Here is a 13,034-nt window from a genome sequence, read left to right as displayed (position 1 = left end):
AGTTCATTATTGAATTACTTTTTCAAGCAGGTGCTTTAATTTGAACAGCGCCTTTGAATGAATCTGTGAAATCCGCGACGTCGAAAGGTTCAGGACTTGTCCGATTTCGGTCAAAGTCAGTTCTTCTTTATAGAATAAACTGACGACAAGCTGCTCTTTTTCAGAGAGCTCGTGAATTTTGCCCGCAAGCTGAGCGATCAGCTCGTCCTTCATGATTTTTTCTTCCGGCGGCACATTTTTGTCATCTCTGATCATCACTTGAATATTCTCACCGTCATCCTGGTCGTGAAGCTTTTCATCAATGGATAAGAGATTGGCAAAAAATCCTTCATTCATCGTTGATACTACGTCCTGCTCCGTCATCCCCAGCTCTTCTGCGATCTCTGAAGGCGTCACATTCCGAAGGTAGCGCTGTTCAAGTTTTTCGATCGCCGCTTCGACTTTTTTTGTCTTCTCCCGTGAAGTTCTGGGCAGCCAATCTTCTTTACGCAGCCCATCGATGATTGCACCGCGAATTCTAAACGAGGCATAGGTATCAAATTTTAAATCCCGGCCGGGGTCAAATTTTTCTAGGGCATCATATAAACCAAGCATACCAAGGCTCATTAGATCGTCTTTATGCACCGATTTCGGCAGTCCGACGGAAATTCTGCCGACATGATATGTGACCAGCGGCATGTAACGGCGCATTAAATCATCACCGGCTTTAGGATCTTTCCACTCTTTCCAGCGCGACCAAAGCACCTGATCTTCATAATTCAAGGATTGCATTGTTATCCCCCTACCTCATACCTTTATTAAATCGTTGTTTCACCTTGTTTAACAGTTCGAATGTGCAGCATGCAGGACTTTGGCTCAAATTCAATCGTCCGGCCGCTTGAGCCGCCCGTATCTTCACTGATGACCGGAATGTTATACAATGAAAGCTGCTCTTTGATGGCCGCTACATTCCTCGGACCGATTTTCATCAGGTCATTTGTCATTTTAAACTTAAACATCTCCGCTCCCCCGGCGAGTTTTGCCTTCAGGGCAAACTTGCGGCAGCCGGCTTTCAAAAGCATATCAATCGTCATCTTAACGGCGGTGTCCGCGTATTTTGCACGGTTGAGCTCCGCCGTTTTTGATAAACCGGAGTCCGGCAGCATGACATGAACGAGTCCTGCCGTTTGTTTGTCTTTATCGTATAAAACCAGCCCCACGCATGAACCGAGTCCCGAGGTCCGGATTTTATCCGGGTAACGCGCGACTTGAACATCCGCAATCCCCACTTTAACGACTGCGGCTTCCGCACGGCTCATAAAGCCGCACCCAATGAGACGAAGAGCTTTTCAAAAGAATCATAGTCCGGGAGCATAAACATGTGGGCTTTGAGCTCCTGCCGGCTGCCCTGGTCAAAAATAGAAGTATCCACGACAATGGCATGCTCTCCGACTTGACTGAGCTCCATCAGCCCTTCACTGATAACTGCGCCGAACATATCAAGTGAGATTTCCGGCACGCTCGGGTAAATCTCAAGCTTTGTCAAATCAGCCAATGCCGTTAAATAGGAACCAGCTAAAATATTGCCGAACTCATGTAAAGCAGAAGAACTCAAATGATCTTCGCCCAGCTGGTCAATATCAAAATCCGGATTTCCGATCAGCTCTCTGATAAACTGTTCCGCCTGATCAAAAGGCATGATGAGAAAGATAGAGCCGGTCATGTCGCCTTCCATTCTTAAAAAGATACTGGCGACCGGCGTTTCAGCCCCTCCGAAAAAATCAGCGAGCTCATCAAATGTCAATAAAGTCGCAAACGGCACTTCCATGTCTATCTTTCTGTTCAGCAGCTGAGCCATTGCAGAAGCCGAGTGACCCGCCCCGATATTTCCGACTTCCCGCAAAATATCCATCTGCTCTTCTTTGATCGCTTCAAACTTACTCATGTTGTCTTTTCCCCTTTAAGCATTAGGCTCTCCGGACGCAGATGCCGAAGCACCTTTATCCAGCACCGCATGCGCATCGATAATATTGAGGAGCCTGTTATCTTGCTTAACGATCTGTTTAATCCACACATCCGTTTCCTTTGTCTGGCTTTCAGGCGCGGATTCGATTTCATTTTCATGCACGGTGATGACGTCATTGGCCTCATCCACGACCCATCCGACATCAGCGTCACGGTAAGAAATGATGATAATCCGAGTCTCTTCTGTGATGTCCTGTTCAGGCTGGTTCAGACGTTTTCTTAAATCAAGAACCGGGGTAATCACTCCGCGCAGATTGATAACCCCGCGGATATAAGATTCCACACCCGGGACCCTCGTCGGTTTTTGCCACTTTTCAATTGATTTCACCTGGGAAACTGAGATAGCGTATTCTTTCCCGTTTATCATAAACACAATCATTTTTTCACCTGTTTTGATTTCAGCAGTCATTCGGGCACCTCCTCGTGTCGTTTTAGTAGATCAGCGCATTACAATCAATAATCAGCGCCACTTCTCCGTTTCCGAGAATCGTAGCGCCGGAAATCGCAAAGACGTTCGTCAAATAGTCGCCGAGTGATTTCAGTACGACTTCCTGCTGTCCGATAAAAGAGTCCACGACAAAAGCAGTGGATTTATCGCCCTTTTTCACGACGATTACATGGAACTGATCGGCATCCTGTTTTGAATCCGTAATGCCGAATTCTTTTTTCAGATAGACGATCGGAACGATTTGGCCTCTGAAATCAATCACTTCTCTGTCATGCGTCTGCAGGATATCTTTCTTATCAATAACAGCCGTCTCTATAATAGAAGAAATCGGTATCGCAAACGTCTCTTCTTCCAGTTTAATGAGAAGAACAGATATAATTGAAAGTGTCAGCGGAAGCTGGATACTGAAAAGAGAACCTTGGCCTTCCGCGGATTTGACACTGACAGAGCCGCCGAGTGATTCGAGTTTATTTTTCACAACATCCAGACCGACGCCCCTCCCTGAAATGTCAGAAATTTGATCGGCAGTCGAGAAGCCCGGAGCAAAAATAAGCTCGTAAATCTCATTATCTTCAAGCGTTTCAGCATCACGTTCGGTGATTACACTCCGTTCGAGCGCTTTTTCAAGAATTTTCTTTCTGTTCAAGCCGGCCCCGTCATCTTCAACCTCAATAAAGACGTGATTGCCGCTGTGATATGCCTTAAGCACCACATGACCTGATTCCGATTTTCCTTTATTCACCCGCACTTCAGGCGATTCAATGCCGTGATCGATGCTGTTTCTGATTAAATGGACAAGCGGATCGCCGATTTCATCAATCACCGTACGGTCCAGCTCCGTTTCAGCTCCGATGATGGACAATTCGATTTTCTTGTTTAATTCCTTTTGAAGCTGGCGGATCATTCTCGGGAAACGGTTAAAGACGGTTTCTACCGGCACCATCCGCATATTAAGAATAATAGACTGAAGGTCGCCCGAGATTCTGGTCAGGCGTTCAACGGTTTCAGTCAGCTCATTGTGGTCAAGCTCCTTGGCGATCTGCTCAAGACGTCCGCGGTCAATGACAAGTTCTTCAAAAAGGTTCATTGAAGAATCCAGTCTTTCAATGTTGACGCGAATCGTTTTCGAGCCGCTGTGATGCTTCGGCTGTTCTTCCGTTTTCGCTTGCGGCTTTGGCTGTTTCTCAGCCTTTTTAACCGGAGCTTCCTTCACCGGTTCAGCCGCTTGCGGTTTTTCGGCCGTTTTTAACGGCTCACCGGCAGAAATTTCGACATTCTCCACTTCTGAAATGCCGCTGATGAGTTCTTTAATTTCTTCAGCAGGCTGCTTTGTCAAGAAACACACCTGAAAATCCGTTCCGAAATCTTCCGTCTCAAGCACTTCCGCGGCAGGTATCGTTTTTGCGACTTCTCCGGCTTCATTCAGCTTTTCAAAAATCATGTACACCCGCACGGCTTTCAGCATGCAGCTTTCATTCAGGGAAACCGTTATTTCATAGCGGCTGAATCCTTGCTCTTCCGCCTCTTCAATAACAGTCCGTTCGAACTCATCATAATTCCATTCAGTTGAAGCCTGTTGTTTTGAAGCCGGCGGTTCTGCTGTTTCGGCTGAAGCCGCAGTCTCATGCACCGCATTTACGTCGAGCTTCGCACTCACTTCAGAAATATCACGTTTGCCGTCTCCTCCGTCAATAATGGACTGCACCATCTCTTCAAGATGATCAAGCGCTTCAAACAGCACATCCAGCCAATCTGATGTAACGGGCATTTCTCCGTTGCGGATGGCGTCCAGCACATTTTCCATCAGGTGGGTTAAATGCGCCAGATCTGTATATCCCATCGTTGCGCTCATGCCTTTCAGCGTATGGGCAGCTCTGAAGATGTCATGCACAAGCTGAAGGTCTGCCGGATCTTTTTCCAACAGCAGCAGCTTTTCGTTACATGTCTGTAAGTGCTCTTTACTTTCATCAATAAAGACATCTAAATATTGATTCATATCCAATTGATTCACACCCTCTCTTTTTTCACACATCCGGTGATGGATGCCGCGATATCTTCCACATGTTTAATCTCATGAATGAGGCCCGCCTTTATCGCTGACTTCGGCATTCCGAACACAACACAGGATTCGTCCGATTCCGCAATCGTTTTAACGCCGCCTGTTCTGAGCATTTCTTTTACGCCTTCGGTTCCGTCGCTGCCCATGCCGGTCATAATGACGGCTACCTTTTCGTAATCGGATAAGCGGCTTGCCGACCGAAACAAATAATCGGCTGACGGTTTATGCCGGCTTTCCGTATCATGAACGTCAAGAATGATGCGGAGCCTTCCGCCTTCCTCTGCAACCGTCATATTTTTTCCGCCGGGCGCGATGTACACCCATCCGTCTTTCGCTTCTTCACCGTTTTCCGCTTCTTTGACCTGAATATCTGACAAATGGTTGAGTCTGTCTGCAAGTGAAGCGGTGAAGCCTTCAGGCATGTGCTGAACGACAAATACAGGCGCCTTTAAATCCTTCGGCAGTTTCGGAATCACCTTTTGCAGAGCCCGCGGTCCGCCTGTAGAGGTCGCGATGAATACGGCCTGCTTGGCGGATTTTGCTTTCGGTCTTTCAAATCCCACTAAAGCCGGACGTTCCGGGATAGAAGACTCTTTCACTGCCGCCTCAGGTTTTTGTTCGCGGGACAGCCCGGCTGCAATCACCCTCTCAATCAGCTGCTCTTTAATTTTATAAAGATCAAGTGAAATCGCTCCGGAAGGCTTGGTGATAAAATCAAAAGCGCCCATTTCCAGGCAGTTGATCGTTCGGTCCTTCCCTTGCTGTGTCTGGCTCGATACCATGATTACGGGAAGTTTATATATGCTGATGATCTTCCGCAATGTATCCGTTCCGTTCATGACCGGCATTTCAATATCAAGCGTGACAACATCCGGTTTGAGAAGCTCTATTTTCTTCAGCGCCTCTTCCCCGTTTCTGGCTGTCCCGATGACTTCTATCTGCACTTCCGCAGCCAGAAAATCGGTAATCATCTTTCTCATAAAAGCTGAGTCATCAACGACAAGCACACGAATCACTGTAAAGTCCTCCTCAATAAAAAAGAAGATAATCTCTCAATAAATGCCGGTTTCTCTTCTCTTGGTTTGTTTTCTTCCGTTTGAAACAAGACATCCGTCAGAAGACGGACGGACCTGCTGGCTTTTGCTTGAGGACTTTTTATTAAAAAAGGCACCTGGTCAATGACGGCTTGACTTACTAGCGGGTCATCGGGTATGGAGCCGGCGAAACGCACTTCCGCGCCTAAAAACGTGTGAATCGCATGAGAAAGGCGGTTGTACGTGTCCAGCGCCTGTTTTTGGGAGCGGGCGCGATTGACGGCAATGTTTACGGTCAGCCGTTCATCCGCGAGCAAAAGATGTTTGATCGCGCTGTAGGCATCCATAATGGCCGTCGGCTCAGGCGTTGTCACGGCGAGAATGTCTTCCGTCGATAAAATAAACGGCAGCTGTTCTTTTGAAAGTCCCGCTCCCATATCAAACAGAACGTAATCAAAATCGCTTAATACAGCGGAAAGACCATTCATAAAAGCCGCCCACTTCTCTCCGTCAGCTTGATAGATCGCCTCAAGCCCCGTTCCTCCGGATATGTAGCGAAGGCCTTTCGGACCGGAGGACAGTGATTGCGCCAATGCGTGCCGATTCTCCATCACATCAATAATGGTGCGGGAAGAAGCAGCGCCGATCAGCACATCAATGTTGCCCATTCCGATGTCAAGATCAATGATGAGTGCTTTTTTCCCTTTCTCCTGCAGGGCAACTGCCATGTTTAATGTTAGATTAGATTTTCCGACGCCGCCTTTACCGCTGATGACGGCTAATGTCTTCGCTTTTTTCTCATAAAGCTCCGGCTTGATCATTTGCCGCTCTCTCATTTTCCTTCTTAATGACTCTGCCTGATCGGGTTTCATGTCAAAAGCATCCTTACAAACTCTTTTGGTGAAGCCGATAGGATGTCTTCAGGCACATCCTGTCCATTTGTCAAATAGGCGGCGCCGATTCTTGATTCCGACAGCACTTGAAACACGGAGCCGAGTGAGGCGGTTTCATCCGTTTTCGTGAAAATGAATTGACTGACCGGCACACCGGAAAAACGTTTCAGCACCTGTTTCATATCTTCATATTTTGCAGATGCCGATAATACGAGAAAGGATTGTAAGCCTGATTCAAACGGAATCATCTCTTGTAATTCCGTAATATACTGCTCTTCTTTAAAGTTTCTACCGGCTGTATCAATGAAAACATGGTCATATTCAGCGAATTTTTCCAGTGCCTTCAGACATTCTTCCTTTGAATAGCATACTTCAAGAGGAGCCTGAAGCAGCTCCGCATATGTCTTCAGCTGCTCGACCGCGGCAATCCGGTAAGTATCCGTCGTCATAAATGCAATTTTTTTATGCTCTGTCAGCATTGATGAGGCCGCGAGTTTCGCAAGTGTAGTCGTTTTGCCGGCCCCGGTTGAACCGAAAAGCACGACGTATTTTGATTGAATCCCTTCCTGCCACCTGTCTGCCGAAGGGAGTTTTTTCACTAACAAATCCTGCAGTTTTGAGCTGACATTATCTTCAGTTAAATCTCCGGAAACAATTGAAGAACGGAGCAATTCACTGAGCACGGCGTTTTGCGTATGATCAGGAAGCCCGGCTTGCTTCAATAGTCTCTCGGCTTTTTTTAATGGTTCAGGGAGCACTTCTTTATAATGCGCCAGTTCGCCGGAAATGCTTTGATCCGGAAGACGCGGCGGCTGAACAGGCTCAGCTTTCTCCGCCGTTTCCGTCTTTTTCATTTCTTCAGCGGCAGCCGGCGGCGTTTTTCTCGCTTCCCTGACGTCACGATCTAAAACCGCTATCACTTCAACGGCCTGCTGCGGCCGCAGCCCCAGCCATTTTCGTTTCTTTACTTGTTTGGAATGTAAAATAACGGCATCATTGCCGAGTTCCTTTTTGATTTGCTTCGCGGCATCCTGCATTGAAGCGGCTGTAAATTTTTTTATTTTCATTAAATATCCACCACTCCAATGCTCTGTACTTCAACATTTGCTTCCAGCTCATTATAAGAAAGAACCGGAAGATCAGGGAAATACCGTTCTAACAGCTGTTTAACATACATTCTGACAGCAGGCGAGCAAAGAAGAATCGCTGACTCCTGACGGATGGAAAGCTGCTCGGCCTCTTTAGCGACAGAACGGATGATGCTGTCTGAAACCTCAGGGTCGAGTGACAGGTAATTGCCCTGTTCAGTCTGCTGTACCCCGTCTGCAATCGCTTTTTCCACCCGGCCTGAGCATGTGATGACCTTCAGCGTTTCATGCTCTCTCGCATATTGTGCCGTGATTTGTTTGGCAAGCGACTGTCTCGCGTATTCTGTCAAAAGGTCTGAATCTGTCGTTAATCTTCCGTAATCGGCAAGAGTTTCAAAAATGGTCACCAAGTTTCTGATTGACACTTTTTCTCTCAGCAATTTGGCAAGCACCTTTTGAATATCGCCGACAGAAAGAGGGTTTGGCGTGACTTCCTCAACAAGCACAGGATAATTTTCCTTCAGATGATCGATCAGCTGCTTTGTTTCCTGTCTGCCGACCAGTTCATGGGCATGCTGCTTAATTTTTTCTGTAATATGCGTAGATACGACTGACGCCGGGTCAACAACTGTATACCCCAGCATGTCCGCTTCATCTTTTGCAGCTTCGCTGATCCATTTTGCGGGAAGTCCGAACGACGGTTCAATCGTTTCAATTCCTTCAATGACGTCATCTTCAGGCGTCGGTGACATCGCTAAGTAATGATCCAGCAGGAGCTCTCCTTTAGCGACTTCATTGCCTTTAATTTTCAATCTGTATTCATTCGGCTGGAGCGCGATGTTATCCCTGATGCGCACAACCGGAATGACAAGTCCCAATTCAAGCGCAAGCTGACGTCTGATCATGACGATGCGGTCAAGAAGATCACCGCCCTGCCCCGCGTCTGCAAGCGGCACGAGTCCGTATCCGAACTCAAATTCAATCGGATCAATATGTAAAAGCTGCACGACGCTTTCCGGGCTTTTCAGTTCATCCGCCTGAGCCTCTTCTTCAAGAATTTCTTCCTCTTCTTCGCTCGGCTTATCCGTTTTGGACAGCATGTAAGCGCCGAATGCAAGCAGACCGGCGATCGGTCCCGTCAGCAGAATGCCGATCGGTGTAAGAAGACCGAGCAAAAGTACAGTTCCCGCGGCTACATACAAGAGCTTCGGATAAGCAAACAGCTGGCCTGTAATATCATGACCGAGGTTTCCTTCAGATGCCGCTCTCGTCACGACAATCCCCGTAGCCGTTGAGATGAGCAAGGCCGGCATTTGAGAAACGATACCGTCACCGACCGTCAGCATTGTAAAGTGAGACGCAGCTTCTTGTATGCTCATCCCCTGCTGCAGCATGCCGATTACAATTCCGAAAATAATATTGATCATCACGATGATGATACCCGCGATGGCATCTCCTTTGACGAATTTGCTCGCACCGTCCATGGCGCCGTAAAAATCGGCTTCCCGGGCGACTTTTTCACGTCTGTGCTTTGCATCCTGCTCCGTAATCATGCCGGCATTTAAATCCGCGTCAATACTCATTTGCTTTCCGGGCATCGCATCGAGCGTAAATCTCGCCGCCACTTCCGATACCCGCTCGGCGCCTTTTGTAATGACGATAAACTGAATAATAATCAAGATAATGAAGACAACAAGCCCTACCAGCACATTTCCGCCGACAACGAAATTCCCGAATGTCTCAACAACCTTTCCTCCTTCTCCGTTAGAAAGAATCGAACGTGTCGTCGACACATTGAGCGCAAGCCGAAACAGCGTCAATAACAGCAGTAATGACGGGAATATCGAGAATTGCAGCGGTTCTTGCATATTCATTGTGGTGAGAAGCACGATCAACGCAAGAGAGATATTAATGATGATCAAAATACTTAACAACCATGGAGGGAATGGAATCACCAGCATTGCCACAATGAGGACAACACTTATTAAAACCGATAAATCTCTTGTTGACATGCTGTTTTTCTCTCCTTTTGAATCTGAAATTCACTATACTTTTTGTTTCGTTTTATATACATAAGCCAAAATTTCCGCAATGACTTTGAAAAACTCTTCCGGCACAGCCTGGTCAATGTCAACCTGATCATATAACGCACGCGCGAGCGGCCTGTTTTCAATCGTCATGACATCGTGTTCTTTGGCGATCTGCCTGATTTTTAATGCGAGATGGTCGACCCCTTTGGCAACAATGTAAGGGGCGTCCATTTTCTTTTCATCATATTTTAAAGCTATCGCATAATGGGTCGGGTTGGTAATGATGACATCCGCTTTCGGCACTTCCTGCATCATCCGCCTCATCGCCATTTCCCGCTGCTTCTGCTTAATTTTGGACTTGATTATCGGATCACCCTCCGATTTTTTGTATTCATCTTTTATATCCTGCTTTGACATTCTGATATTTTTCTCATAGTCAAAACGCTGATATAAATAATCAAGCCCGGCCAGCAGCATTAAAGCCCCTGATCCCGCAAGCCCCATCCAAAGCGTGAGCTTAGAAACGAAAGTGAGCACTTCCGCAGGCGTTAAAAGCGGAAGGCGAAGAATATCGCCATAATGAAGCCAGAGCACCATAAAGGCGGCAAAACCGACCACAGTAATCTTCAAAATGGATTTGACCAGTTCAACAATCGCCCTCATGCTGTAAATCCGCTTAAATCCTTTCAGCGGGCTGAGCTTATTCAAGTCAGGCTTGAGGACTTCCGCAGAAAACAGAAAACCCACCTGCATGTAATTGCTCACGACACCTGCCACAAGCGCGACCAGCATAATCGGCGCGAGGATGAGGCTGATATCTTTCACCGTATCCACGAACAGTTCATGCACGGCAGATGCTGACAGGTGTAATGTTATCGATTTCGTATAAAACGTTTTAATAAAGGACAGCAGCCTGTCCCGCATATAAGGACCGAGCGCGATCAGCGAAAGAAAGATAATCAGTAAAGAAACGGCTGTATTCACATCCGTACTTTTCGCGACCTGTCCTTTCTTTCTTGTATCCTTCCGTTTTTTCGGAGTGGCTTTCTCCGTTTTTTCACCGGCAAAGAATTGCAGATTCAGTCTGAGTCTCATCATGTCACACCGACCAATGCCAATAGATTCCGCATGGTTTCAACGGTAAGGCTGAAGATGTTGCGGACGACGACAAACATCACCGACATACAAACGATCAGCATAATAAAGCTCACGGCTATTTTCAGAGGAAGCCCGACAACGAAAACATTCAGCTGCGGCACCGTTCTCGCTACAATACCGAGCGCCAAATCAACTAAAAACAGACTGGCCACAACCGGCGCAGACATTTGAAAAGCGATAATAAACATGGCATTGAAGCTTTTTGCGATAAAAAGTCCAAACTGATCATTTCCAAACGACGGAAATGCCTGGTCAAGCGGGATATACTGAAAGCTGTAATAAATCCCGTCCAATAAAAGATAATGGGCGTTTACGCTGAGCATAAATAACAGCGCAAGCGTATAAACGAATTGTCCGATCAGCGGGCTTTGCGTTCCTGATTGCGGATCAATGACATTGGCGATGGAAAAGCCCATCTGAAAATCAATAAAGGAACCTGCTATCTGAATGGCTGTCATCATCATGAAAGCGATCAGCCCGAGGCTCAAGCCCACAACGGCCTCTTTTATGACAAGCAGCATATACTGTTCCCCTATTTCTATTTCCGGCGCATGTTTCAGCGTGCTGAAGCAGATCACCGAAAGAAAAAAAGCAAAGCCGATTCGGTGAACCGCCGGCAGATTCCGATGTCCGAACACCGGCACCGTTACAAAAAAAGCAGAGATTCTGATAAAGACCAATAAAAAAGCGGGAAATAAATCAATGATGGAATTCATTTGATTCTACCCTGCAAATCGGTTCAGATGAGAAAACAGATCAGTTGTGAACGAAAGAATCGTCGACAGCATCCAAGGACCGAAAAAGATCAGTCCAAGCATCACCGCCACGATTTTCGGAATGAACGCAAGCGTCTGTTCCTGTATTTGAGTTGTCGCTTGAAAGATACTGACGAGCAAACCGACGATCAGCGCGATCGCAAGCAGCGGCCCACTGATCATTAGTGTTACATATACGGCTTTTTCCGCCATGGAAATTACAAATTCTGAACTCACAATTAGCACCTACCCTAAAAGCTGTCAAGCAAAGATTTCACGATTAAATACCATCCATCGACCAAAACGAAAAGCAATATTTTAAAGGGCAGAGAGATCATAACCGGCGGAAGCATCATCATTCCCATTGACATTAAGACGCTCGCCACGACCATATCGATAATTAAAAACGGAATAAAAATCATAAAGCCCATTTGAAAAGCGGTTTTGAGTTCTGATATCGCATAAGCGGGCACCATCGTCGTCAAAGGAATATCCTGAATCGATTCAGGTTTTTTCATCTTGGCATAGTTCATAAACAGCGCCAGATCCTTCTGCCTTGTATGCTTGCTCATATACTCTTTAATCGGCTTCTCGGCTTTTGTATATGCTTCATCGAGACTGATTTTGTTGTCCATCAGCGGCGTTAAGGCTTCCTTATTAATCTCTGAAAAAGTCGGCGCCATAATAAAAAACGTCAAGAACAGCGCAAGGCCGATTAAAACCTGGTTGGGAGGCATGTTCTGCGTCGCCAGTGAGGTTCTCACAAAAGACAGGACGATGACGATTCTCGTAAAGCAGGTCATCAAAATCAGAATCCCCGGCGCCACTGAAAAGACAGTCAAAAGCAGCAGTAATTTAACAGTGGAGCTGACTTCGGTCGGACTGCTTGAATTAAAAAGATTAATAAATTCATTCATGATGATAAGGGCCTTTCTTCTTTCCTTCAGAACGGCTTTGTTTCAGCTCGTTCAACTGTTCTTTCAGCGCTTTTGAAAACGACGGAAGCATCGTTTGCGGCTTTTTTTCTCCATCCTTACGCGGATTTACGAGCTTGGTCCATTCCACTTTTGAAGACATCGACTCTTCGTATTGGCTCAGAATCGCCTCGCGCTCTTTTTCATCTTCAATTTCTTTTAAAAGCTGTATCGTTTCGCCCACACCGACTACGAGAACGCTGTTTCCCACTTTAATCAGCTGCACGGAACGGTTTTGGCCGACTGACGTTCCGCCGATATTTTCTACATATTGAAACGGCTTCAGCAGACGGTTTCTTCTATTCATCAGTTTGACAAATCCATAGATCAGCAGAATGACGAATAATAACGCCCCAATCATCTTTACAAAATCAAAAGCGGAGACAGAAGATGCAGAAGCATCCCCTATCTCTTGATCAGCCGTTTGTTTCGATGTATCGCTTTTTTTCTCTGTTTTGTTTGTTGATTGTTTGTCAAACCATTCGTTGACGGTGGAATTGTCAGACTCCGCCGCAAAAGCAGGGAACGGATGTACATTGAGTAAAACGAAACAACAAATCAAAGCTAGTAAACCATGACTCTTTTTCAACA

At 46.5% G+C, this 13,034-nt stretch carries 14 protein-coding genes; all 14 read right to left on the bottom strand.

The window, feature by feature from the left end; all coding sequences use genetic code 11:
• Positions 1 to 6: 6 nt before the first annotated feature.
• From sigD to fliZ, 14 genes are read right to left on the bottom strand one after another with little or no spacing between them, the layout of a single operon-like run.
• Complete coding sequence (gene sigD, locus J6600_RS08340) at positions 7 to 771, bottom strand: RNA polymerase sigma-28 factor SigD (RefSeq protein WP_003154217.1); 765 nt, start codon at positions 769 to 771, stop codon at positions 7 to 9.
• A gap of 26 nt (positions 772 to 797) precedes the next feature.
• Entirely contained in the window at positions 798 to 1,298 is a 501-nt protein-coding gene (cheD, locus tag J6600_RS08335) for a chemoreceptor glutamine deamidase CheD (RefSeq protein WP_003154219.1), read from the bottom strand.
• Positions 1,295 to 1,924 carry a CheY-P phosphatase CheC gene (cheC, locus tag J6600_RS08330; protein ID WP_014417781.1) on the bottom strand — a complete coding sequence of 210 codons (630 nt, stop codon included), beginning with the start codon at positions 1,922 to 1,924 and terminating at the stop codon, positions 1,295 to 1,297. The genes cheD and cheC overlap by 4 nt, the downstream gene beginning before the upstream one ends.
• Before the next feature lie 15 nt (positions 1,925 to 1,939).
• Positions 1,940 to 2,413, bottom strand: a complete 474-nt coding sequence (gene cheW, locus J6600_RS08325; protein WP_003154225.1) for a chemotaxis protein CheW — start codon at positions 2,411 to 2,413, stop codon at positions 1,940 to 1,942.
• A 22-nt stretch (positions 2,414 to 2,435) separates the two neighbouring features.
• A complete protein-coding gene (cheA, locus tag J6600_RS08320) occupies positions 2,436 to 4,454 on the bottom strand; it encodes a chemotaxis protein CheA (RefSeq protein WP_209388241.1) in 2,019 nt (672 codons plus the stop codon).
• Positions 4,455 to 4,459: 5 nt separating this feature from the next.
• Positions 4,460 to 5,527 (bottom strand): protein-glutamate methylesterase/protein-glutamine glutaminase, encoded by a 1,068-nt coding sequence (locus J6600_RS08315; protein ID WP_209388240.1) that lies wholly within the window; start codon positions 5,525 to 5,527, stop codon positions 4,460 to 4,462.
• Positions 5,524 to 6,417, bottom strand: a complete 894-nt coding sequence (locus tag J6600_RS08310; RefSeq protein ID WP_209388239.1) for a MinD/ParA family protein — start codon at positions 6,415 to 6,417, stop codon at positions 5,524 to 5,526. The genes J6600_RS08315 and J6600_RS08310 overlap by 4 nt, the downstream gene beginning before the upstream one ends.
• Positions 6,414 to 7,505: a flagellar biosynthesis GTPase FlhF gene (gene flhF / locus J6600_RS08305; protein WP_209388238.1), complete on the bottom strand. Its 1,092-nt coding sequence runs from the start codon at positions 7,503 to 7,505 to the stop codon at positions 6,414 to 6,416. The genes J6600_RS08310 and flhF overlap by 4 nt, the downstream gene beginning before the upstream one ends.
• Entirely contained in the window at positions 7,505 to 9,538 is a 2,034-nt protein-coding gene (flhA, locus tag J6600_RS08300) for a flagellar biosynthesis protein FlhA (protein WP_129092165.1), read from the bottom strand. Before flhA ends, flhF begins: the two co-directional genes overlap by 1 nt.
• 33 nt (positions 9,539 to 9,571) lie before the next feature.
• The gene (gene flhB, locus J6600_RS08295) at positions 9,572 to 10,651 is read right to left on the bottom strand and encodes a flagellar biosynthesis protein FlhB (RefSeq protein WP_014417776.1); all 1,080 of its coding nucleotides are present in this window, start codon (positions 10,649 to 10,651) and stop codon (positions 9,572 to 9,574) included.
• On the bottom strand, positions 10,651 to 11,430 hold the full coding sequence (gene fliR, locus J6600_RS08290) for a flagellar biosynthetic protein FliR (protein ID WP_014417775.1): 780 nt from the start codon (positions 11,428 to 11,430) through the stop codon (positions 10,651 to 10,653). The genes flhB and fliR overlap by 1 nt, the downstream gene beginning before the upstream one ends.
• A 6-nt stretch (positions 11,431 to 11,436) precedes the next feature.
• A complete protein-coding gene (gene fliQ, locus J6600_RS08285; protein WP_003154234.1) occupies positions 11,437 to 11,706 on the bottom strand; it encodes a flagellar biosynthesis protein FliQ in 270 nt (89 codons plus the stop codon).
• 14 nt (positions 11,707 to 11,720) lie between these two features.
• Positions 11,721 to 12,386 (bottom strand): flagellar type III secretion system pore protein FliP, encoded by a 666-nt coding sequence (gene fliP / locus J6600_RS08280; protein ID WP_007409786.1) that lies wholly within the window; start codon positions 12,384 to 12,386, stop codon positions 11,721 to 11,723.
• Positions 12,379 to 13,032 carry a flagella biosynthesis regulatory protein FliZ gene (fliZ, locus tag J6600_RS08275; protein WP_003154237.1) on the bottom strand — a complete coding sequence of 218 codons (654 nt, stop codon included), beginning with the start codon at positions 13,030 to 13,032 and terminating at the stop codon, positions 12,379 to 12,381. Before fliZ ends, fliP begins: the two co-directional genes overlap by 8 nt.
• Between the last annotated feature and the right edge of the window lie 2 nt (positions 13,033 to 13,034).

This window comes from Bacillus sp. LJBV19, from assembly GCF_017797845.1.
Lineage (GTDB): Bacteria > Bacillota > Bacilli > Bacillales > Bacillaceae > Bacillus > Bacillus velezensis.
The sequence above is the reverse complement of the archived record's forward strand: the minus strand, read 5'-3'. Positions and strand labels throughout refer to the sequence as shown.

Bases quoted from the DNA above. Each gene is read 5' to 3' on its own strand.
- sigD (WP_003154217.1), bottom strand. From the start codon at position 771: ATGCAATCCTTGAATTATGAAGATCAGGTGCTTTGGTCGCGCTGGAAA.
- cheD (WP_003154219.1), bottom strand. From the start codon at position 1,298: ATGAGCCGTGCGGAAGCCGCAGTCGTTAAAGTGGGGATTGCGGATGTT.
- cheC (WP_014417781.1), bottom strand. From the start codon at position 1,924: ATGAGTAAGTTTGAAGCGATCAAAGAAGAGCAGATGGATATTTTGCGG.
- cheW (WP_003154225.1), bottom strand. From the start codon at position 2,413: ATGACTGCTGAAATCAAAACAGGTGAAAAAATGATTGTGTTTATGATA.
- J6600_RS08310 (WP_209388239.1), bottom strand. From the start codon at position 6,417: ATGAAACCCGATCAGGCAGAGTCATTAAGAAGGAAAATGAGAGAGCGG.
- flhF (WP_209388238.1), bottom strand. From the start codon at position 7,505: ATGAAAATAAAAAAATTTACAGCCGCTTCAATGCAGGATGCCGCGAAG.
- flhA (WP_129092165.1), bottom strand. From the start codon at position 9,538: ATGTCAACAAGAGATTTATCGGTTTTAATAAGTGTTGTCCTCATTGTG.
- flhB (WP_014417776.1), bottom strand. From the start codon at position 10,651: ATGAGACTCAGACTGAATCTGCAATTCTTTGCCGGTGAAAAAACGGAG.
- fliR (WP_014417775.1), bottom strand. From the start codon at position 11,430: ATGAATTCCATCATTGATTTATTTCCCGCTTTTTTATTGGTCTTTATC.
- fliP (WP_007409786.1), bottom strand. From the start codon at position 12,386: ATGAATGAATTTATTAATCTTTTTAATTCAAGCAGTCCGACCGAAGTC.